General features: G+C 69.9%; 22 protein-coding genes and 1 tRNA gene. 15 read left to right on the top strand and 8 right to left on the bottom strand.

From position 1 onward, the window contains the following. Window positions 1–107 precede the first annotated feature (107 nt). Entirely contained in the window at window positions 108–1112 is a 1005-nt protein-coding gene (locus tag QZV84_RS02225) for a hypothetical protein (protein ID WP_292824657.1), read from the bottom strand. Between the two features lie 77 nt (window positions 1113–1189). Continuing rightward, window positions 1190–1882 (bottom strand): phosphocholine cytidylyltransferase family protein, encoded by a 693-nt coding sequence (locus QZV84_RS02230; RefSeq protein WP_292824659.1) that lies wholly within the window; start codon window positions 1880–1882, stop codon window positions 1190–1192. Window positions 1883–2096: 214 nt separating this feature from the next. Between QZV84_RS02230 and QZV84_RS02235 the strand changes: the two genes are divergently transcribed. Genes QZV84_RS02235 through QZV84_RS02245 form a run of 3 tightly spaced genes read left to right on the top strand, consistent with a single transcriptional unit; the run spans window position 2097 to window position 5301 of the window. After that, window positions 2097–3416 carry an ATP-binding cassette domain-containing protein gene (locus tag QZV84_RS02235; RefSeq protein WP_292824662.1) on the top strand — a complete coding sequence of 440 codons (1320 nt, stop codon included), beginning with the start codon at window positions 2097–2099 and terminating at the stop codon, window positions 3414–3416. Further along, the gene (locus QZV84_RS02240; protein WP_292824665.1) at window positions 3392–4963 is read left to right on the top strand and encodes a hypothetical protein; all 1572 of its coding nucleotides are present in this window, start codon (window positions 3392–3394) and stop codon (window positions 4961–4963) included. Before QZV84_RS02235 ends, QZV84_RS02240 begins: the two co-directional genes overlap by 25 nt. A gap of 59 nt (window positions 4964–5022) precedes the next feature. Next, a complete protein-coding gene (locus QZV84_RS02245) occupies window positions 5023–5301 on the top strand; it encodes a DUF3039 domain-containing protein (RefSeq protein ID WP_292824667.1) in 279 nt (92 codons plus the stop codon). A 10-nt stretch (window positions 5302–5311) separates the two neighbouring features. On the opposite strand, the gene QZV84_RS02250 is transcribed toward QZV84_RS02245, so the two are convergent. After that, window positions 5312–6643, bottom strand: coding sequence for a nicotinate phosphoribosyltransferase (locus QZV84_RS02250; protein ID WP_292824670.1), 1332 nt, complete (start codon window positions 6641–6643; stop codon window positions 5312–5314). A 72-nt stretch (window positions 6644–6715) separates the two neighbouring features. On the opposite strand from QZV84_RS02250, the gene murI reads away from it, so the two are divergent. The 4 genes from murI (at window position 6716) to QZV84_RS02270 (ending at window position 9962) form a co-directional block, all read left to right on the top strand. Beyond that, window positions 6716–7540: a glutamate racemase gene (gene murI, locus QZV84_RS02255; RefSeq protein ID WP_292824673.1), complete on the top strand. Its 825-nt coding sequence runs from the start codon at window positions 6716–6718 to the stop codon at window positions 7538–7540. Window positions 7541–7567: 27 nt separating this feature from the next. Next, on the top strand, window positions 7568–8317 hold the full coding sequence (gene rph / locus QZV84_RS02260) for a ribonuclease PH (protein WP_292824676.1): 750 nt from the start codon (window positions 7568–7570) through the stop codon (window positions 8315–8317). 3 nt (window positions 8318–8320) lie between these two features. Then, entirely contained in the window at window positions 8321–8947 is a 627-nt protein-coding gene (gene rdgB, locus QZV84_RS02265; protein WP_292824679.1) for an RdgB/HAM1 family non-canonical purine NTP pyrophosphatase, read from the top strand. Between the two features lie 106 nt (window positions 8948–9053). Then, a complete protein-coding gene (locus QZV84_RS02270) occupies window positions 9054–9962 on the top strand; it encodes a cation diffusion facilitator family transporter (protein ID WP_292824682.1) in 909 nt (302 codons plus the stop codon). A gap of 23 nt (window positions 9963–9985) precedes the next feature. Here QZV84_RS02270 and ligD read toward each other — a convergent pair whose 3' ends face one another. Both ligD and QZV84_RS02280 read right to left on the bottom strand, forming a co-directional pair. Then, window positions 9986–11995, bottom strand: a complete 2010-nt coding sequence (gene ligD / locus QZV84_RS02275; RefSeq protein WP_292824685.1) for a non-homologous end-joining DNA ligase — start codon at window positions 11993–11995, stop codon at window positions 9986–9988. Between the two features lie 15 nt (window positions 11996–12010). Next, entirely contained in the window at window positions 12011–13273 is a 1263-nt protein-coding gene (locus QZV84_RS02280; RefSeq protein ID WP_292824688.1) for an APC family permease, read from the bottom strand. Window positions 13274–13378: 105 nt separating this feature from the next. Between QZV84_RS02280 and QZV84_RS02285 the strand changes: the two genes are divergently transcribed. Then, window positions 13379–14287, top strand: a complete 909-nt coding sequence (locus tag QZV84_RS02285) for a Ku protein (protein ID WP_292824691.1) — start codon at window positions 13379–13381, stop codon at window positions 14285–14287. On the opposite strand, the gene QZV84_RS02290 is transcribed toward QZV84_RS02285, so the two are convergent. The 3 genes from QZV84_RS02290 to QZV84_RS02300 all read right to left on the bottom strand — a co-directional run bounded on the left by QZV84_RS02290 (window position 14284) and on the right by QZV84_RS02300 (window position 15492). After that, window positions 14284–15045, bottom strand: coding sequence for a VTT domain-containing protein (locus QZV84_RS02290; RefSeq protein ID WP_292824694.1), 762 nt, complete (start codon window positions 15043–15045; stop codon window positions 14284–14286). The genes QZV84_RS02285 and QZV84_RS02290 overlap by 4 nt on opposite strands. Before the next feature lie 82 nt (window positions 15046–15127). Then, a tRNA-Leu gene (locus QZV84_RS02295) sits at window positions 15128–15209 on the bottom strand. Between the two features lie 70 nt (window positions 15210–15279). Further along, window positions 15280–15492, bottom strand: a complete 213-nt coding sequence (locus QZV84_RS02300; RefSeq protein ID WP_292824697.1) for a PLDc N-terminal domain-containing protein — start codon at window positions 15490–15492, stop codon at window positions 15280–15282. 102 nt (window positions 15493–15594) lie between these two features. On the opposite strand from QZV84_RS02300, the gene QZV84_RS02305 reads away from it, so the two are divergent. From QZV84_RS02305 to QZV84_RS02335, 7 genes are read left to right on the top strand one after another with little or no spacing between them, the layout of a single operon-like run. Continuing rightward, complete coding sequence (locus QZV84_RS02305) at window positions 15595–16755, top strand: ATPase, T2SS/T4P/T4SS family (protein ID WP_292824701.1); 1161 nt, start codon at window positions 15595–15597, stop codon at window positions 16753–16755. Continuing rightward, entirely contained in the window at window positions 16752–17609 is an 858-nt protein-coding gene (locus tag QZV84_RS02310) for a type II secretion system F family protein (protein ID WP_292824704.1), read from the top strand. Before QZV84_RS02305 ends, QZV84_RS02310 begins: the two co-directional genes overlap by 4 nt. Next, the gene (locus tag QZV84_RS02315; protein ID WP_292824707.1) at window positions 17606–18538 is read left to right on the top strand and encodes a type II secretion system F family protein; all 933 of its coding nucleotides are present in this window, start codon (window positions 17606–17608) and stop codon (window positions 18536–18538) included. The genes QZV84_RS02310 and QZV84_RS02315 overlap by 4 nt, the downstream gene beginning before the upstream one ends. A gap of 20 nt (window positions 18539–18558) precedes the next feature. Beyond that, a complete protein-coding gene (locus QZV84_RS02320; protein WP_292824710.1) occupies window positions 18559–18762 on the top strand; it encodes a hypothetical protein in 204 nt (67 codons plus the stop codon). 3 nt (window positions 18763–18765) lie between these two features. Next, window positions 18766–19188 carry a TadE/TadG family type IV pilus assembly protein gene (locus QZV84_RS02325; protein WP_363331852.1) on the top strand — a complete coding sequence of 141 codons (423 nt, stop codon included), beginning with the start codon at window positions 18766–18768 and terminating at the stop codon, window positions 19186–19188. After that, the gene (locus tag QZV84_RS02330) at window positions 19163–19621 is read left to right on the top strand and encodes a TadE family protein (RefSeq protein WP_292824713.1); all 459 of its coding nucleotides are present in this window, start codon (window positions 19163–19165) and stop codon (window positions 19619–19621) included. Before QZV84_RS02325 ends, QZV84_RS02330 begins: the two co-directional genes overlap by 26 nt. Beyond that, a complete protein-coding gene (locus QZV84_RS02335; RefSeq protein ID WP_292824716.1) occupies window positions 19618–20064 on the top strand; it encodes a pilus assembly protein TadG-related protein in 447 nt (148 codons plus the stop codon). Before QZV84_RS02330 ends, QZV84_RS02335 begins: the two co-directional genes overlap by 4 nt.

A 20064-nucleotide genomic window follows, 5' to 3' on the forward strand; every position in this document is an offset into this window, starting at 1 on the left:
CTAGGCGCGGCGTCAGACGCCGGCTCAGCCGAATCGGGGCTGCAATGGTCTTGCTGTGAGCGACGCGCGATCCGCCCTCACTGGGGAGGAGGACCGGGTGCGCGGTGTCAGTCGTCGGCGAGTCCGGCATCGAGCCGATCGTCGACGGATGCCGCGGCCTCGGCGCCCTCGAGCGCGGCGCCCTCGATCTCGCTGCCCTCGATCTCGGTGCGCTTGCGCGGTGTGACCGCGCCGCCGACCCTGCGTCCTGCCGAGCCGACCGCCGACACGCCGCGTGTGACGCCTCCGGCGATTGCTCCGCCGGCCCGCCGGATGCCGCGGGTGGCGGCGTGTTCGAGGCGGAGGGTGTCAGGGCGAGGCTCGAGGTCGGCCGGCAGGTCGATCGGCGGCAGTCCGAACGCGCGTCGGGAGCCGACGAGCACCCGGCGACCGAGGATGTGGTTGCCCGCGCCGCCGACTGCCGCGCCGATGCCGAACGGCAGCGCCTTGCCGATGAACGATGCACCGCCGCGACCGGCGAACGACCGGATGAAGCTGTTCTTGAGCCGGTCCACGAGCGGGCCGATCGCCGCGCGGGGGATGCTCTTGGTGACCAGCTCGCCCCAGTAGCGATCGCGCGTCACCCCCTTGCCCGCAGCCTGGCTCGCCAGCTGCGAGACGAGATCGACTCCCTCCTTGCCCAGCATCATCGTGAGCACGAGCGCGCGGGCACGTTCGGGATCGGAGACCGGAATGCCGTGGACCTCGGCGACGGACTGGGCGAACAGCGTGGTGGCCTCGAGGAATCCGACGGTTTCGGCACCGCTGAGCGCGAGCGTCACCCCGGTGCCGATGCCCGGAACGACCGCCGTCGCTCCGACGGATGCACCGCCGGTGGTCACGGCGGCGAGGTAGCGCCGCTCGAGGATGCGCACGATCTCGACGGTGGTGGCGTTCGGGTTGCGCAGGCGAATGCTGCGCAGGTGCGAAACGACGACCGGCCGCTGGATGGCGAGGACCCGATCGAGCATGCGCACGAACATCGGATGCTCGTCCGAACCGGCCGGCGCAAGCCCTCCCGTCCACGGAGCGTCATCGGGGAGGGAGTGGATGCGGTGCACCTTGTCGGCCATAACGGCCCGATCCTATGCGCGCGCACTGAGCGAATGCTGGGCTCTGCGCACCTCTGGCGGTGTGCAGCCGAGCAGAATCAGACGAAGCGGTTCGCCCGCTCGAGGTCTTCGGCGAAGTCGACCTCGACCGCGTACAGATCCGAGATGTCGAGCGGATGCAGCAGCACCGCGTCGTGTTCGATCGCCAGCTCGAGGCCGCGCTCGAAGTAGTCCTGGTCGTCAACGCGCGAAAGCTGGCGGATGAACGCCTTCTTGTCTGCCCTCGAGATGTAGTTGATGCCGACGGCCTCGCCCATCCCGCCCTTCACGGTCTTGGACAGCCGCCGGATGAAACCATCGGCGGTCACGGTGTATTTGACTTCTTCGTCGCTCACCTTGGAGGTGTTGACGGTCACGAACGACTGCTCCCGCTCGATCAGCTCGATCGCCCGGCCCAGCACCATCGGGTCGAACACGACGTCGCCGTTCATCCAGAGCACGCCGCCCTTGCCGCTCTTGGTCAGGGCGCGCAGCAGGCTCTTGGAGGTGTTCGTCTGGTCGTAGCGGTCGTTGTAGACGTAATCGACCTGCGGGAAGGCCTCCACGATCGTCTCGGCCTTGTACCCGACGACCGTGATGATGCGGGCATCCGTGCCGAAAGCGGCACGGATGTTGTCGTGCTGCTGCTGCATGATGCTGCGGCCGTCGCTGAGCTCGGTCAGCGGCTTGGGCAGGCTACGACCCAGCCGCGAGCCCATTCCGGCTGCGAGAATCACGGTCTGAAGGGTCAAAGTCTGCTCCTGAGATGAGTGCTGTCACTGTCGGTTCACCGACTCGACACCCCCTCGTGCCGAATCCAGGGTAGCGATGGCGCCTGTGAAGGGGCATAATGTCGGGCCGTCGTTGCCGATTTGTGACATGACGCGGTCGCTGTCAACCCATGACGAGCATTGCCGGACCCGCGGACAGGCTTGGTAGGTTGTGTCCGTGACAGCCTCGCTGCCCATGCCACAGGACGCACACTCGGATGACCCGGATGGCGACCGTGGCGGTGCGCGCGGTTCGGAAGGCGCGGTGCTGTCCCTGCCTCCCAAGCCGGAGACCCCCGCCGAGCTCGCCGCCCAGCAGAAGCCCAGTGCGAATCCCGCAGTCAAAGCGCCGGTGAAGCGACCGCCCGGCAAGACGCCGCGAAAGGAGGTCGCAGCCGATCCCGGAGCACCTCCGCCCCTGCCTGCCGACCTCGTCATCCCACCGAAACCGCCGTTGCCGCCGATCGAGCAGACGCAGCCCCCCGAACCGGAGCCCGAGCCCGAGCCGGAGCCCGAGCCCGAGCCGGAGCCCGAGCCGGAGCCTGAACCGGAGCCCGAGCCCGAGCCCGAGGTCGCCGAGCTTCCTGCCGAGGTCTCTGAACCGCCGACCGACTTCGCCGAGCCCGAGGTCGCCGAGCTTCCTGCCGAGGTCTCTGAACCGCCGACCGACTTCGCCGAGCCCGAGGTCAAGCGTGACTTCGAACCAGCCGCCGTCGTCGTGCCGGAAACGCCGGCCGCGGCATCCATCGACACCGCCGCCGTCGCGCTGGGCGTCAAGGGCGTGACCAAGTCTTTCGGTGAGACGCGAGCCGTCGACGGCATCGATCTGACCGTCCCCGCCGGCATCTTCTACGGCCTCGTCGGACCGAACGGCGCCGGCAAGACCACAACCCTGTCGATGATCGCCGGTCTGCTTCGGCCCGATCGCGGCTCGATCAGCGTGAACGGCGTGGACGCGGCATCCGACCCGCTCGGCGCGAAGCGGCAGATGGGCGTGCTCCCCGACCGCTTGCGCACCTTCGATCGCCTTACCGGCCGGCAGCTGCTGCATTACTACGGCTTGCTGCGCGGCCTCCCGCCGGCTGTCGTGGAGAGTCGCGCCACCGATCTGGCCCGCGCCTTCGACCTGTCTGACTCGCTCGGCCGAGTCGTCTCGGACTATTCCGCCGGCATGGTGAAGAAGGTCATGCTTGCTGGTGCGCTGATCCACTCGCCGAGGCTTCTCGTGCTCGACGAGCCCTTCGAGTCGGTCGACCCGGTCTCGAGCGCGATCATCCTCGACATCCTCAAGACGTACGTCGCGCACGGCGGCACGGTCATCCTCTCCAGTCACGGCATGGACCTCGTGGAGCGCGTCTGCTCGCGGGTCGCCGTGATCGTCGCCGGCCAGGTGCTGGCCGAGGGCACCATCGACGAGGTGCGCGGCGAGCTCACGCTCGAGCAGCGCTTCATCGAACTCGCGGGCGGGCTGAGCGACGTGGAGGGCCTCGAGTGGCTGCACACGTTCTCCGACTGAGGATCGCCCTGCTGCTGGGTGCTCTCCGCGGCGATGCCGCGCATGTGCGGCGGACGGTGGTGGGCTTGCTCGTACTCGCAGCCGCCACGGCTGTCGCCTGCTGGGCGCTGCTGACACTGCGGGATGCCGCCGCGCCGGTTGTGCTGGCCGTCATCGTGCTCGGCGGCTCCGCCGTGACGCTCGGGTTCGCGCTCGCCCCGCTGATCGCAGGGGCGACTGACCCGCTCGACCCGCGCCGCTTCATGGTCCTCGGTCTTCCGAGCGGACGGCTCGCCGCGGTGCTGGCGGTCGCGGGCTTGCTCAGCGTTCCCACGTTCGCGCTGATCGCGGTCGCCGTGTGCGCGGCGATCGTGTGGGCAGAGCATGGCGTGCCCTGGGCGGCCGGTGCGTTCGGCGTGGTGCTGGGCGTCGCGACCTGCGTGCTGCTCGCACGTGTGTGCATGGCACTCACGGCCCTGTTTCTGCGCGAGCGTCGTTCGCGCGAACTGTCCGGCCTGTTCGCGCTCGGGGTCCTGGTGGTGGTCGTGCCGGTGGGCGTGTTCTTCGCGTCGCTGGAGTGGCGCGGCCGCGTTCCCACCCAGCTCGGCGAGGCGGTCTCGGTGCTGGGGCTGACGCCGCTCGGCGCGGCATGGGCTTTCCCCGGGCGGATCGCCCAGGGCGGCATGGCGTCCGCGGCGCCCGCGCTGCTGGTCGCCCTCGCGACGTTGATCATGCTCGCGCTGCTGTGGGTCGTGCTCGTGCGCCGGATGCTGTCGAGCACCGAGCGGCCGGTCTCGGTGCGCGATCGCGGCGGTCTGGGCTGGTTCGCAGTGGCCCCCGGAACGCCCAGCGGTGCGGTCGCCGCGCGGAGCCTCGTCTACTGGCTCCGCGACAGCCGGTACCTCGTCAACATCGTGGTCATCCCGATCGCGGCGGCGCTGACCACCGTCCCGCTGCTGATCGCCGGCGTGCCCCCCGAGATCGTCGTGCTGGTGCCCGTGCCGATCGTCGCGGTTTTCCTCGGCTGGCTGCCGCACAACGACGTGGCCTACGACTCGACGGCCGTCTGGATGCACATCGCCAGCGGCCTGCGCGGCGTCTCCGATCGCATCGGCCGACTGGTTCCGGTGCTGCTGATCGGCATCCCGCTCCTGGCCGTGCTGATTCCGGTCGCGATCTCGCTGCACGGCCGGTGGTCGCTGCTGCCGGCGATGGTGGGCGCGTGCGCGGCACTGTTCCTTTGCGGTATGGGTCTGTCGAGCATCTCGTCGGTGGTCGCGCCATATGCCGCCTCGCGGCCCGGCGAGAGTCCGTTCCAGCAGCCGCCGCGCACCGGTGCGGGCGCCGCGATCACCCAGGCCACGGTCATGCTGGGCGCCATCGCGTTGAGCGTACCCTCACTGTGGTGGGGATGGCTCGCGCTGAACGGCGACATCGACGCGGCCACCATGGCGCTGTGGGGCGGCCTCGGCATCGGCGTGTCGGTTCTGATCGTCGGAATCGCCATCGGATCGGCGATGTTCGAGCGCCGCGGCGGCCGGCTGATGGAGTTCGCCGAGTCGATCTGAGCCGCGCATTCCGATCGCCCCTGCCCTGATGGCCCGAGCGCGCGATACACTGGCTGACCATGAGCACCCCTCTCGACAGCCCGGATCAGGGTGGCCCAGACAGTGCGACGCTGACCCTCGACCGGGAACTCGAAGAGCTCATCCGGGAAGAGAATCTCGAACCCGGCGACCACGAGCGCTTCTCCCATTACGTGAAGAAGGAGAAGATCCTCGAGTCGGCAATCACGGGCAAGCCCGTGCGCGCGCTCTGCGGCAAGAAGTGGACGCCCGGGCGCGACCCCGAGAAGTTTCCGGTCTGCCCGACATGCAAAGAGATCTACGAGTCGCTCGTCGGCTGAGTGCCTGAGATCACCGCTCGGCGTCGACGTAGACGGTCGGGATCGCCGGATCCGACCGGCTGAGCGCCAGCCCGCGCACCGGCAGCTCCCCGCGAACCCGGGCGTGGTGCTCGCGCGCGGCCTCTACCCCGGCGTGACCCAGGTAGGCGGCATCCGCTTCTCCGCCTGAGACCAGCGGCACCTGCAGCGGCCGCGCGTTCGCGTGCTCTTCAGGTGTGTCGACCTGCTCGAAGCCGTCCGAAACAGTGATCAGCTCGCTCGTGGCCTTGCCGTGCTCGAGCGTGCGGAACGCCGCCTTGCGACCGCCCTTCGAGGCTTTGTCGATCGAGGCCTTCGCAACGCCCACCCACGAGCCGTCAGCCGCCTGTCGGGCGACGAGTTTGTAGACCATGCCCGCCGTGGGGGTTCCCGACCCGGTGACCACGGACGTGCCGACGCCGTAGGAATCGACGGGGGATGCCGCCAGTGCCGCGATCGCGTACTCGTCCAGGTCGCTGGTCACAGTGATCTTCGTCGCGGCAGCGCCGAGCTCATCCAGCTGGGCCCGCACTTCGGCCGCGACGGTCGTCAGGTCGCCAGAGTCGATGCGGACCCCGCCGAGGTCGGTGCCGGCGACCCTGATGGCGAGTTCCACCCCGCGGCGCGTGTCGTAGGTGTCGACGAGCAGGGTGGTCCCGGTTCCGAGCGCCTCGACCTGCGAGCGGAACGCGTCTTCTTCGGTGTCGTGCAGCAGCGTCCACGCGTGCGCCGCCGTTCCCATCGTCGGGATGCCCCAGCGCCGCCCGGCCTCCAGGTTGCTGGTCGCGCCGAAGCCGGTGATGTAGGCGGCACGGGCGGCGGCGACCGCCGATTCCTCGCCAGCGCGCCGCGAACCCATCTCGGCCACCGGGCGCTCGCCCGCCGCGATGCACATCCGAGCGGCTGCGGTCGCGACGGCCGAGTCGTGGTTCAGCACGCTCAGCGCCAGTGTCTCGAGCACGACCGCCTCCGCGAATGTGCCCTCGACCGTGAGGATCGGGGAGCCGGGGAAGTACAGCTCGCCCTCGCGGTACCCCGTGATCGAGCCGCTGAACCGGTAGCCGGCGAGGAAGTCCAGGGTGGCGGCATCCACCACCCGGTCATCGCGCAGGTACTTCAGCTCGTCGTCGCCGAAGCGGAAGTCCGCGATCAAGGAGAGCAGTCGTCCGGTACCGGCCACGACTCCGAAGCGGCGGCCGCCATGGAGGCGCCGTCCGAACAGCTCGAAGACGCACCGCCGGTGCGCGGTACCATCGCGCAGCGCGGCCTCGAGCATGGTCAGCTCGTAGCGGTCGGTGTGCAGGGCGGTGCTGCGCGTGCTCATGTGGTCAGCCTAGGTCGGGCGCGATCGGGACTCGGGCAACCCGCGCGGATGCCCCGGGTAGGCTGGACCATCGTGAATGACGCGCCGATCGGCATCTTCGACTCCGGGGTCGGCGGGCTCACCGTCGCCCGGGCGATCTCGGCGCAGCTGCCGCGCGAATCGCTGCTGTACATCGGCGACACCGCCCGCTCACCTTACGGTCCGAAGCCGATCGCCGATGTACGCCGCTATTCGCTCGAGATCCTCGACACGCTCGTCGGGCAGGGCGTGAAGATGCTCGTGATCGCCTGCAACACCGCATCGGCTGCGATGTTGCGCGATGCGCGCGAGCGCTACGACGTGCCGGTCGTCGAAGTCATCGGCCCCGCCGTGCGCACTGCGATCTCGACCACCCGCAACGGCCGGATCGGCGTGATCGGCACCGCCGGCACGATCGGCTCGGGCGCCTACCAGGACCTGCTCGAGGTCAACGCGAAGCTCACCGTCTTCGCTGAGGCGTGCCCGCGGTTCGTCGAGTTCGTCGAGGCGGGCGTCACCGACTCGCCCGAGGTGCTCGCCGTCGCCGAGGAGTACCTCTCGCCGCTGCGTCACGCCGGTGTCGACACGCTTGTGCTCGGCTGCACGCACTACCCGTTCCTCGAGGGCGCGATCAGCTATGTCATGGGTTCCCAGGTGTCGCTCGTCTCGAGCGACACCGAGACCGCGAAGGACGTATACCGCCAGCTGGTGAGCCGCGACCTCCTCGCCGGGCCGGATGCCGCACCACGCCATGTCTACGAGGCCACCGGTGCGTCCGCCGACGATTTCCTCCGCCTCGCCCACCGCCTGATGGGCCGGGAGGTCACCGAAGTCCAGCTCGTTCAGACCGGCGCGATCGACCTCCCCACGCCTCGCTGAGGCACCCGTCCCATCCCGAGGAGCCCCATGACAGACATCACCCCCGCCACCGTCCGCAAGGACGGCCGCTCGGCCGACCAGATACGCCCCATCACGATCGAGCGCGGCTGGAGCAGCCACGCCGAGGGCTCGGCGCTCATCTCGTTCGGCGACACGAAGGTGCTGTGCACCGCGTCGTTCACGAACGGCGTACCGCGCTGGCTGGCCGGCAAAGGAAAGGGCTGGGTCACGGCGGAGTACGCGATGCTGCCCCGGGCGACGAACAGCCGAAACGACAGGGAGAGCGTCAAGGGCAGGATCGGAGGTCGCACGCACGAGATCTCCCGGCTCATCGGTCGCGCGCTGCGTGCGGTCGTCGATACCAAGGCGCTGGGCGAGAATACGATCGTGATCGACTGCGACGTGCTGCAGGCAGATGGCGGCACGCGCACCGCCGCGATCACCGGCGCTTATGTCGCCCTCGCGGATGCGATCGAGTGGGGTCGCGCCAAGAAGTTCATCGCGCAGCGGTCCACTCCGCTGATCGACTCGGTCTCGGCGGTGTCGGTGGGCATCATCGACGGCGAGCCGATGCTCGATCTCGCTTACGTAGAGGACGTGCGCGCCGAGACCGACATGAACGTCGTCGTCACCGGGCGCGGCCTGTTCGTCGAGGTGCAGGGCACCGCCGAGGGCGCCCCGTTCGACAAGCGCGAGCTCGATGCGCTGCTCGAGCTCGGTGTCGGCGGATGCGCGGACCTTCGCGACCTGCAGGCCGTTGCGCTCGCGGGGCAGTAGCGGATGCCGCATTCCTCGTCATTCGTCGGCCATCGACGCGTCGTCTTGGCAACCCATAACGCGCACAAGGTCGAGGAGTTCCAGGCCATCGTCGCCGCCACCCGGCCCGACCTCGAGGTGATCGGCTACGACGGACCCGAGCCCGTCGAAGACGGCGTGACCTTCGCCGAGAACGCGCTCATCAAGGCCCGCGCCGCCGCTGCGCACACCGGACTGCCGGCGCTTGCCGACGACTCCGGCATCTGCGTCGACGTGCTGGGCGGGTCGCCGGGCGTGTTCTCCGCGTACTGGGCAGGACATGCGAAGGATGCCGCCGCCAATCTGACGCTGCTGCTCGATCAGCTCGCCGATGTCGCTGATCCTCACCGCACGGCGTCTTTCGTCTCCACGATCGCGCTCGTCGTGCCGGATACCGCGTCCGAGCATGTCGTGGAGGGTCGCTGGCACGGTCGGCTCGCCGCCGCGGCATCGGGCGGGGGCGGGTTCGGCTACGATCCGATCTTCATCCCGGACGGTCAGCCCGACGGCGCGGAGCGCACCGTCGGGGAGTGGTCGGCCGAGGAGAAGAACGCAGCGTCGCACCGCTCGCGCGCCTTCGCGGCGCTGACTCCACTGCTCGCGCTGATCTGACCGGTGAGAACGTCTCACGGGCCTCGAGCAGCCGTGAAGAGGCGCGTCGAGACACCTGACTAGCCGAAACCGCGCGCCTGGCCGCGGGCGGTCGTAGCCTGAAGACATGCACGACCACCCGCCCGGCATCCGCGGCACCGGCAATCGCCGGCTGCTGGGGATCTCGCTCGCGATCACGTCCGTCGTGATGATCGTGCAGATCGTCGGGGCGGTCCTGTCAGGATCGCTCGCGCTGCTGGCCGACGCGGCCCACATGTTCACGGATGCCGCCGCCCTGGTCATCGCGCTGGTGGCGAGCATCGTCGCGGCACGCCCGGCGAACGACCGTCGCACCTTCGGATTCCAGCGCGCCGAGGTGTTCGGCGCCGCCGTGAACGGCGTGATCCTCGTCGCACTGTCGATCTGGGTCGCGATCGAGGGCATCCAGCGGCTTCTCGTTCCGGGCGAGGTCGAGGTCGCAGGCGGGCTCATGCTGGTCGTCGCGATCGTCGGACTCGTCGCCAATGCAGTGGCGATGTGGCTGCTGAGCGCGGCGCAGCGCACCAGCATCAACGTGCGCGGAGCCTACCTCGAGGTGATGGGCGACCTCATCGGCTCGGCCGCCGTCATCGTCGCGGCGATCATCATCATCACGACCGGCTGGGTGCAGGCCGACGCGATCGCCTCGCTGCTGATCGCCGCCATGATCATCCCGCGCGCGATCACCCTGCTGCGCGAGGTGGTCTCGGTGCTCAGCGAGTCCACGCCCACGGGCATGCACGTGACCGAGATCCGCGACCACATCCTCGCGACGCCCGGGGTCGTCGACTGCCACGACGTGCACGTGTGGCAGCTCACCCGCGGCGCGCCGGTCTTCACCGCCCACGTCGTCGTCGACGACACGACGCTGGCCGACGGCGGGGCGGGGCCGATCCTGCAGCGGCTGCAGTCGTGCCTCAGCGAGCACTTCGACGTCGAGCACTCGACGTTCCAGCTCGAGCCCGCCGGGCACGTCGAGAACGACGCGCACGCCTGAGCTCCGGCATCCGTCGAGAAGGATCAGGACTCGCGCGCCACATCGGCGGGGGACTTGTCCGGCCGCAGGCCCCGCCAACGCGAATGTCGCAGGATGCCGCCCGGAGTGAACTCGCCGAACTGGACCTCGCCGACCATCTCGGGGCGCAGCCACTGCACCCCCTGGGCGTCGAGCGCCGGCACCGACAGCAGCGGGTTCTGGTCGGTGTGCAGCGGTTCGAGCGTGCGCACCAGCGTGCGCAGGGCCACGTCGCTGAACCCGGTGCCGACCCGGCCCGCGTACTCGAGTCCGCCGGGGCCGGGGATGCCGAGCAGCAGCGACCCGAACGTCTGGGCGCGTCCGCCCCGGCCGGGCCGGATGCCGGCGAGCACGACCTCCTGGGTGCGGGTGAGCTTGACCTTCAGCCAGGTCTCGGAGCGGTCGCCGCGACGATACGGGGAGGCCGGATCCTTGACCACGACCCCCTCCAGGTCGTACTTCTCGCTGGCAGCCAGGGCACCGTCGACGTCGTCGAAGACGGGCGGCACGACCACGGGGGCGGTAGCGGCAGAGGCGAGCTCCTCGAGGATCTGCCGGCGCTCTCGCAGTGGCCGGCCCGTCACATCGCGCCCGTGCGCTGCGAGCACGTCGAACAGGTAGTACTGCACCGGCGTGCGCGTCGCCTCGCGGGCGATCTCCGCCGGGCGCTGGAGGTTCATCCGCGTCTGCAGCAGCGGAAAGCTCGGCCGTCCGCGCTCGTCGATCGCGACGATCTCGCCGTCCAGGATGGCCGGCTCGGCGCCCAGGCCGACATCGACATCCGTGACGTCCGGGTATGTGGACGTGAAGTCGTTTCCGCTTCGGGCCACCAGGCGCAGCCGGCTGCCGTCCCAGACGCCCACCGCCCGGATGCCGTCCCATTTGGCCTCCGCCCAGACCGGGTCGCCCCACCGGCGTACGGCGAGCTTCGCCCTCTCGGGTGTCGAACTGGTCGAGAGCATCGGCCGCAGGGCGGCGGCGGTCGGCGGCCAGGCAAGGGGCGGATCCGCGGCTGCATCCGCCGGCCCGTCGGCTCGCAAGGCTGCCGTCACCGGCGCGCTGCCGGGCTGCACGCGCCCGTCGATGTCGGTCTTCATCCGGTAGCCGATTTCCGACATCGGGTCGCCGATGGTCTGGACCCGCGCGAGCACCTCCTCGAAGGAGAGCTGGGCGAGATCGGGACGCTCCAACTCGTCCCACGTGCGCGGAGCGGCCACATCGGGGTGAGCTCGGCCGCGCAGCGAGTACGGGGCGATCGTGGTCTTCGCGCCGTTGTTCTGGCTCCAGTCGATCAGCACGCGCCCGCCGCGGATGGCCTTCTTCATGCTGCTGACCACGAGGTCGGGGTGATCGGCCTCGATGGCCTGGGCCAGCTCGTGCGCGATCGCCGAAGCCGCCTCGCTGCTCTGCCCGGCAGGCAGCGCCGCGTACAGCTGCATCCCCTTGCTGCCGCTGGTCACCGGGAACAGATGCAAGCCCATCTGGTCCAGGATCTCGCGGGCCCAGCGCGCGACCTGCGCGCACTCGGCGAGGCCCACACCTGGGCCGGGGTCGAGGTCGAGCACGAGGCGATCGGCATCCCCCCGGGCCCCTTCGGGCGTGAAGCGCCACTGCGGCACGTGCAGCTCGAGGCTTGCGACCTGGGCGAGGTACACCAGCGTCGGCACGTCGTCGATGAGCGGATAGTCCTTCGGACCGCCTGAGTGCGGGATCGGCAGTCGGTGCACCCAGTCGGGTGCACCTCGCTCGAGGTCTTTCGCGAAGAACGACTGCGCGGGATGCTCGTCGGTGCCGACGCCGTCGGGCCAGCGCTTGCGGGTCACCGGGCGACCGGTGACGTGCGGGATCATCGTCGGGCCGATGCGCGTGTAGTAGTCGATCACCTCGCCCTTGGTGGTCCCGGTCTCGGGATAGAGCACCTTGTCGAGGTTCGTGATGCGCAGCCGGCGGCCGCCGATGCTCGCGAACTGCTCGTTCGAAGCCCCTGTGCTCGCTCGACCCGCGGCATCCGCCATGCCTTCATCCTGCCGTCAACGAAACCGGCAGCGCAGCATTCGCCGCCGCACCCACCGGTATGCCACTCCCACGAGCACCACGGCCGTTCCCACGAGCACCGCGACGAGCGGGAGCGTCACGACGAGCATCGTGCAGCCGATCAGCCCCAGAACCTGCAGGGCGCGCGGGTAGCGGCGCGCACGAGGGCCCTGACGCAGGGCCGCCGCATTCGCGATGAAGTAGTAGATCAGCACCCCGAACGACGAGAAGCCGATCGCCGAGCGCAGGTCGACGAACGCGACCGTGACGATGACGATCGCGCCGATCGCGAGTTCGGCACGATGCGGAACGTGCCACCGCGGGTGCACGGCCGAGAGGAACTGCGGCAGGTCGTCTTCGCGCGCCATGGCGAGGGTGGTGCGGCCGATCCCCGCGATGAGGGCGAGAAGGGCGCCGAGGGACGCCGCGGCCGCGCCGACCCGGACGACGGGCTGCGTCCATCCCCACCCCGCGGCGGCCGCCGCGTCCGCGAGTGGTGCGGCTGAGACGGCGGTTGCCGCCGGACCCAGAACGGCGAGCACGGTGACCGCCACGATCGCGTAGACCGCGATCGCCATCGACAGAGCGAGAACGATGGCGCGGGGGATCGTTCGCCGCGGGTCCTTGACCTCCTCGCCCATCGTGGCGATGCGCGCGTAGCCGGCGAAAGCGAAGAACAGCAGGCCGCCCGATTGCAGGATGCCGTACATGCCGCCTTCTGTGAGGCTCGAGGCGCTCCACCCGTCCGGACCAGGCCCGGCTACGGCGCCGGCGGCCACGACAAGGGCAAGCGTCAGCAGCACGAGGACCACGATCACCCGGGTCAGCTGCGCGGTGCGGGTCACCCCGAAGTAGTTGACCGTCACGAGAGCGGCCACCGCGAAGAGCGCGACTGGCCGCTCCCAGCCTGGCGGCGCGGCGTACGCGGCGAATGTGAGCGCCATCGCGGCGCAGCTGGCGAGCTTGCCGATCACGAAGCACCAGCCCGCGACGAAGCCCCACCACGGCCCGAGCTCCGCCCGGCCGTACGCGTAGGTCCCGCCGGAAGTCGGGTGGGCGGCCGCCAGCTGTGCCGACGATGTCGCGTTGCAGAACGCCACGACCGCTGCGATCACGAGTCCGATGAGCAATCCGGTGCCGGCCGCAGCGGCCGCCGGAGCGAAGGCCGAGAACACCCCGGCGCCGATCATGGATCCGAGGCCGATGAAGACGGCGTCGGAGAGGCCGAGGCGCCGCACGAGGGCGGGTGGGGTCGACACACGCCGACTCTACGGCGCGGTGATCGCCGCCGGGAGGATGACAGATGACCGTTCGCACAACGATCCGACTAGCCGCCGCGGCTGTGACAGGTGTTCACTGGTGCGATGAGAGCGATCTGGAAGGGCGCCCTGACGTTCGGCCTCGTCAACGTCCCGGTGAAGGTGTACTCCGCCACCGAGGACCACGATGTTCCGCTGCATCAGGTGCACAACAAGGACGGCGGGCGCATCCGCTACCAGCGGATCTGCGAGATCGACGGCGAGGTCGTGCCGTTCGCCGACATCGACAAGGCGTACGACGACGGTGAGCGCACCGTGGTCCTCACCAAAGCGGACATCGAGTCGCTGCCCGCCGAGAAGAGTCGCGAGATCGATGTCGTTGAGTTCGTGCCGAGCGAGCAGGTCGACCTGCTCACGCTCGACCGTGCCTACTACCTCGAGCCCGACTCCGCATCGCCGAAGGCCTACGTGCTGCTGCGCAAGACGCTCGAGCAGACCGAGCGCACCGCGATCGTGCGGTTCTCGCTGCGCCAGAAGACGCGCTTGGCAGCCCTCCGCGTCCGCGGCGACGTGCTGGTGCTGCAGACGCTGCTCTGGGCCGACGAGGTGCGCGAAGCCGCCTTCCCCGCACTCGATGAGCCGGTGCGCATCTCGGCGAAGGAACTCGAGCTGTCGGCATCCCTCGTCGAGAGCTTCGCCGCGGACTTCGATCCGTCGGAGTTCTCGGACCAGTACCAGGACGAGTTGCGCACACTCATCGAGGCGAAGCTCGAGCAGGGCGATGCGCTCGATACGTCCGAGACCTTCGGCGAGCACCAGGAGGAGGTCAAGGGCGGCGAGGTCATCGACCTGATGGAAGCGCTGCGTGCCAGCGTCGAGCGCAGTCGCGCCGCGCGCTCGCGCGGGCCGGCGGATGCCGCGGCCGATGAAACGGACAACACGGGGTCGAAGGAGCCCGCTGCGAAGAAGGCTCCTGCGAAGAAGGCTCCCGCGAAGAAGTCGAAGGCTTCTTAGCCCTTCGGACCGCTGTCGGGGTGGGCGGGACCGCGCTCGAAGACCTCGGGGTCCAGGACCAGGTGCTGAGCCTCTTCGTCGTCGACTACGACGTCCTCGCCGGCCGCGGCCGCTTTGCTGGCCTTGCGGCGCTCGCTGAAGTAGTGCCAGAGCGTGACGAGCGCTGTGCCGCCGACGGCGATCAGCAGGATGATGTCGATGTATTGGGTCACGAGGTCAGCAACCCACGGGATGAAACCGATGATGTAGCCGAGCATCACGAGCCCGAAGCCCCACATCATGGCGCCGATGAAGTTGTAGAGCGTGTACCTGCGCCACGGCATGTGCCCGACGCCCGCCGCCACCGGCGCGAAGGTGCGCACGATCGGCACGAAACGCGCCAGGATGATCGTGAGGCCGCCGAAGCGCTCGAAGAACGCGTTCGTGCGCTCGACATTCTTGACGCTGAACAGTCCGGATTCCTTGCGTTCGAAGACCGCAGGGCCACCCTTGTGGCCGATGAAGTAGCCGGCCTCACCGCCGAGGAACGCCGACAGGGCGATCAGGAGCCCGACCACCCAGACGTTCACGCCGAAGATGTTGCTGGTGTTGGTCAGCAGTCCCGAGATGACCAGCAGCGTGTCGCCAGGCAGCAGGAAGCCGACGAGCAGGCCGGTCTCGGCGAAGACGATGAAGCAGACCACCAGCAGTGCCCAGGGACCGGCCACGGCGATGATCGTCTCGGGGTCGAGCCACGGGATGAGGGCGATGTTGTGCAAGGTGTTTCCCGTCGGTCGTCACTGTCGGCGGTCGAGTTGCGGATGCAGTGCTGCTATCGGTGAGGGCGGCAGGGGACTCGCGTGCGGAAGGTGGGACTTGAACCCACACGCCCGGAGGCACAGGAACCTAAATCCTGCGTGTCTGCCAGTTTCACCACTCCCGCGGGTGCTGACAGTCTACCGAGGCGACTGTGCGGTCGCGGTGGGGCTGACCCCCGGATTCGCTGTCACCGCTCAGCGATTGCGGTGCACATAGAAGTAGGCGAGTGGCCCGATCCCGTTGATGAGGATCACCGGGATCCACGCCGGCTTCGGCCCTTGCACCTGGGTGGCCGGCCGATGTGCGAGATCCCAGAATGCGAGGAAGGCGAGCGCGAGCTGCACCACACCGAACAGGCCGGCCACGACCTGCCGGCCCGGTGCGATGTCTTTCTTCGAAGCGGTCATGGGGTTCCTTTCGCCCGTCCCACCATCCTGCTCCTCGAGGTGACCAGGCGCACCTGTGGATAACTTCGGAGCCGAACGGCTCTGGCTTGCGAGGATGCACAGATGAGCCTCGCGCACGCGCCAGCCGGAACCGCCGCAGCGGTCGTGGCCGAGCGCGTGCGAGAGCGACTGCGCGCCGAGCGCACCGATCCAGGCCGCGATCCCGAACTCGCGACCCGGATCGCCCGCGCCGAAGTGCGCCGCCACAACGACTTCGCGCTCGCGCGAGGTCTGGCTCCGGTCGATGACGAGGCATCCTGCGTGCGCGAGGTGCTCGCCGCCGTGGCGGGCTATGGTCCCCTCCAGGCCTATCTCGACGACCCGACCGTCGAGGAGCTGTGGATCAACGCCCCCGACCGCATCTTCATCGCCCGCGCCGGTGTCGCCGAGCGCGTCCCGCTCGCGCTGAGCGATGCGGCGGTGCGCGACCTCGTCGAGCGGATGCTGCACGCCACCGGCCGGCGCGTCGACCTGAGCCAGCCGTTCGTGGATGCCTCGATGCCGGACGGCAGCCGTTTGCATGTCGTGATCCCTGACATCACCCGCCGGCACTGGTCGGTCAACATCCGCAAGTTCCTGCCCGCATACCGCGACCTGGGCAGACTCACCGCGACCGGATCGGTCGCGCCGGCGGCAGCTCAGCTGCTGGAGCGGGCGATGACAACCGGGCGCAGCATCCTGGTCTCCGGCGCCACGCACGCCGGAAAGACCACACTGCTCGGAGCGCTGATCGCGGCGTGCCCGCCGGATCACCGCATCGTGACGGTCGAGGAGACTTTCGAGCTCGCCGTCGACGCGCCCGACCTGGTCGCACTGCAGGGTAGGCAGCCGAGCCTCGAGGGCACCGGCGAGGTCACGCTGCGACGACTGGTGAAGGAGGCACTTCGCATGCGCCCCGATCGGCTCATCGTCGGCGAGGTGCGCGACGCCGAGGCGCTCGACCTGCTGCTGGCTCTGAATACCGGCGTGCCCGGAGCGGCGACCATCCACGCGAACTCCGCGCGGGAGGCGCTCGCCAAACTGGCGGCACTGCCCCTTCTGGCCGGTCGCAACATCGACGCGGGGTTCGTGCTGCCGGCCGTCGCGGCATCGGTCGACCTCGTCGCGCACTGCGAGCGCGATGCCACCGGCCGTCGCCGCGTCGTCGAGATCGTCGAGCCGACCGGAGTCGCGGGCTCGGCCGTCGAGGCGCGGACGGTCTACCGGGTGGATGCCGCCGCATGACGTTCGTCTGGGGCGCAATGCTGGCGGCCGGGCTGCTGCTCGTCGTCTCGCCGTGGGTGTGGCCGGCGCGCGGACCGCGCGCGGTCACCGTTCCCGCCGGACGGGTGACCCGACTGCTGGAGTCGGCGGGGCTGACCCGGGTTCCGGCGGCCGGCTTGGTGGCGGCATCCGTCTGCACCGCGGTCTTCCTCGCGGCCGCCGCGTGGCTGCTCACGCAGGTGGTGGCCCTCGCGCTCGTCGCGGCGGTCGTCGGCGCCGTCGCGCCGTTCGCCTGGTTGCTGACACGGCGCTCCCGTCTCGTGAAGTCGCGCCGGGCGCTGTGGCCCGACGTCTGCGACCTGCTGATCGCCTCTGTGCGCGCCGGAATGTCGCTCCCCGATGCGGTCGCGAGTCTCGCTGAGTCCGCACCGGCGCCGCTGCGGCCGCCTTTCGCCGCGTTTGCGCGCGATGTCGCGGCATCCGGCCACTTCGACTCGAGCGCCGAGCGACTGAAGCTCGCGCTCTCCGACCCGGTCGGCGACCGCATCGTCGAGACCCTGCGCATGGCCCGGCAGGTCGGCGGTACCGAGCTCACCCCGGTGCTGCGCGCGTTGGCGGCGTCGGTACGCGCCGACGCCGCCCTGCGCGCCGAGGTGGAGTCGCGGCAGTCATGGATCCGCGGCGCCGCGGTGCTCGGGGTCGCCGCGCCGTGGGTGATCCTCGCCATGCTCGCGATGAGGCCCGAGGGTTCGCGGGCTTACAGCAGCCCGGAGGGCGTCGCGCTGATTCTCGCGGGGGCGGCTGTCTCCTTCGTCGCCTACCGGGTCATGCTGCGCATCGGGCGCCTGCCTGAGCCGCGGAGGTGGTTCGGATGAGCCCGCTCGGCGTCACCGACATCGCGCTCGCCGTCGTGCTGGGGGGAGCGTTCGGTCTCGGCGTCTGCTTCCTGGTGTCGCTCACCCCGCGATGGGGTGCGCCGTCGCTCGCGCGGCGGATCGCCCCGTACATCCGCGATGTCACCGATCCGCGGGGCGTGTCGCTCCGCTCCGACGCGCGCGGCGCCGAACTCACCGCGCTATGGGCGGCCGCGCAGGAGCGCCTCACGCACCTCGCGGGCGGATCAGCGTCGGTCGATCGGCGGCTGCATCAGGCCGGGTGGGCGGCGGATGCTGCCGCCTTCCGTGGCCGGCAGCTCGCCTGGGCGATCGGCGGGCTCGGGATCGGCGGAGCTGCTGTGGTCCTGCTCGTGCTACTCGGCCGCGCATCACCGGCGGCAGCGCTGCTGCCGCCGGTGGCCGGCGTGGTCGCCGCTATCGCCTACGACGCACGGCTATCCCAGGCCGCGCGGGCCCGGGTGGGCCGCATCCAGGAGGAGCTGCCCACCGTTCTGGAGTTCCTGGCGCTCTGCCTGTCGGCAGGAGAGGGCATTCTCGACTCGCTCCGCCGCGTGAGTGCGGTCGGCGCGGGCGAGCTGACCAGCGAGCTGCGGGGCGTGGTTCTCGCCGTCGGCACCGGCTCGTCGCTGTCCGAAGCGCTCGGGCGGCTGTCGAGCCGACTCGAGATCGCAGCGCTTTCGCGCAGCATCGACCAGCTCGTCGCCGCGATCGACCGCGGCGCGCCGCTCGCCCATGTGCTGCACTCGCAGGCCCTCGATGCGCGCGAGGACGCCAAGCGCGGACTCATCGAGCGCGCCGGCCGCAAAGAGATCTACATGCTGCTCCCGCTCGTCTTCCTCATCCTGCCCTTGAGCGTGCTGTTCGCCGTCTTCCCGGGGATCTTCATGCTTCGACTCGGAATCGGCTGACCGCCGGAAGGAGAACCACCATGATCCGCAACGCATTCGCAAGAACCGTAGAGCGGCTGCGCAGCCTGCTGCAGGACGCGTACGAGGACGAACGCGGCGATGTCCCCGGCTGGGTGCTGATCACGCTGATGACAGCCGGCCTCGTCGTCGTGATCTGGGCACTGGCCGGTCCGGCGCTGGCCGACCTGTTCCAGCAGGCCATCGAGCGGGTCTCGGGTCTGTAAGGCGTGCGCGGCATCCGGCCTCGTCCCCAATGGGGCTCCGCCCCACAAGGGGCGGACGATCGCGGATCGAGTCCTGTCGAATTCGTGCTCGTCGGAACCCTTCTGACACTCCTCACGCTCGGCGTGCTGCAGTTCGGACTGACCGTCTACGTGCGCAATGTCGTGCATGACGCCGCCGTGGAGGGCGCGCACCGGGCGGCCCTTGCCGACACGACACTGAGCGAGGGAGCCGAGCGCACCCGCGAGATCGTCACGCGGACCGTCGGCGCCGAGTATGCGGCCGACGTCGAGGCGCGCGAGACGAGCGCGCTCGGCCACCCCGCGGTCGAGATCAGCGTGCGGGCGACCCTGCCGCTGGTCGGCCTGCTCGGGCTGCCGCGTCTGATGGAGGTGACCGCGCATGCACCTGTCGAGTCGCTCGAGTGACCCTGACGACGCCGGGTCGGCGGCGCTCGAGTTCATCCTGATGGGGCTGCTGCTGCTGGTCCCGCTCGTCTACCTCATCGTGTCGCTCGGACTGATCCAGGGTCAGTCACTGGGTGCGCAGGCCGGAGCGAGGCACATCGCGCGGGCGCTGTCCACGGCGGAGAATCCGGATGCCGCACGCCGCAGCGCCGACCTCATCCTGCGCTCGGTCATCGACGAGTACTCCCTGGATGCCGACTCCGTTCACGTGTCGTTCGAGTGCCGCCCGCTCGGCGTTTCATGCCCCGAGGCCGGGTCGACGCTGATGGTGACCATCCAGACGCGCGTCGCGCTGCCGCTCGTACCACCGGTCCTGGGTCTGGAGCGGCTCGCGAGCATCCCGGTCGAAGCATCCGCCGCGCAGAAGGTGTCGCGCTTCTGGGAGTCGGAGTGAGTGCGCGGGGCGCGCTGAAGCGCCTGCGCGATGCTCGGCCCGCCGACGACGAGGGCAGCATCCTGATCCTGACCCTGGGCTATGCGGTTCTCGCGATCGCGGTGATCCTGGTGTGCGTCGACGCGACGAGCCTGTACCTCGCGCAGAAGCGTCTCGACGCCCTGGCGGATGCCGCGGCCCTCGCCGGTGCGGACGGCTTCGTCCTCGTCGCCGAGAGTGGCCAGCCTCGCGCCGAGCTCACCGACGAGGGAGTCCGCGAGCAGGCCGCCGCCCTGGTCCGCGACGTGGGTGTCGACGCCGTGATCGTCGACGCCGGCACTCCCGACGGGGTTTCGGCGCGCGTCACGGTCGCCGATACGTGGCGGCCGCCCGTGATCGCGCTGTTCGTGCCAGACGGCGTCGCACTCGAGGCGACGGCGACCAGTCGCACGGCGCTGCGCTGA

This window comes from Microbacterium sp. (genome assembly GCF_011620715.1).
GTDB lineage: Bacteria > Actinomycetota > Actinomycetes > Actinomycetales > Microbacteriaceae > Microbacterium.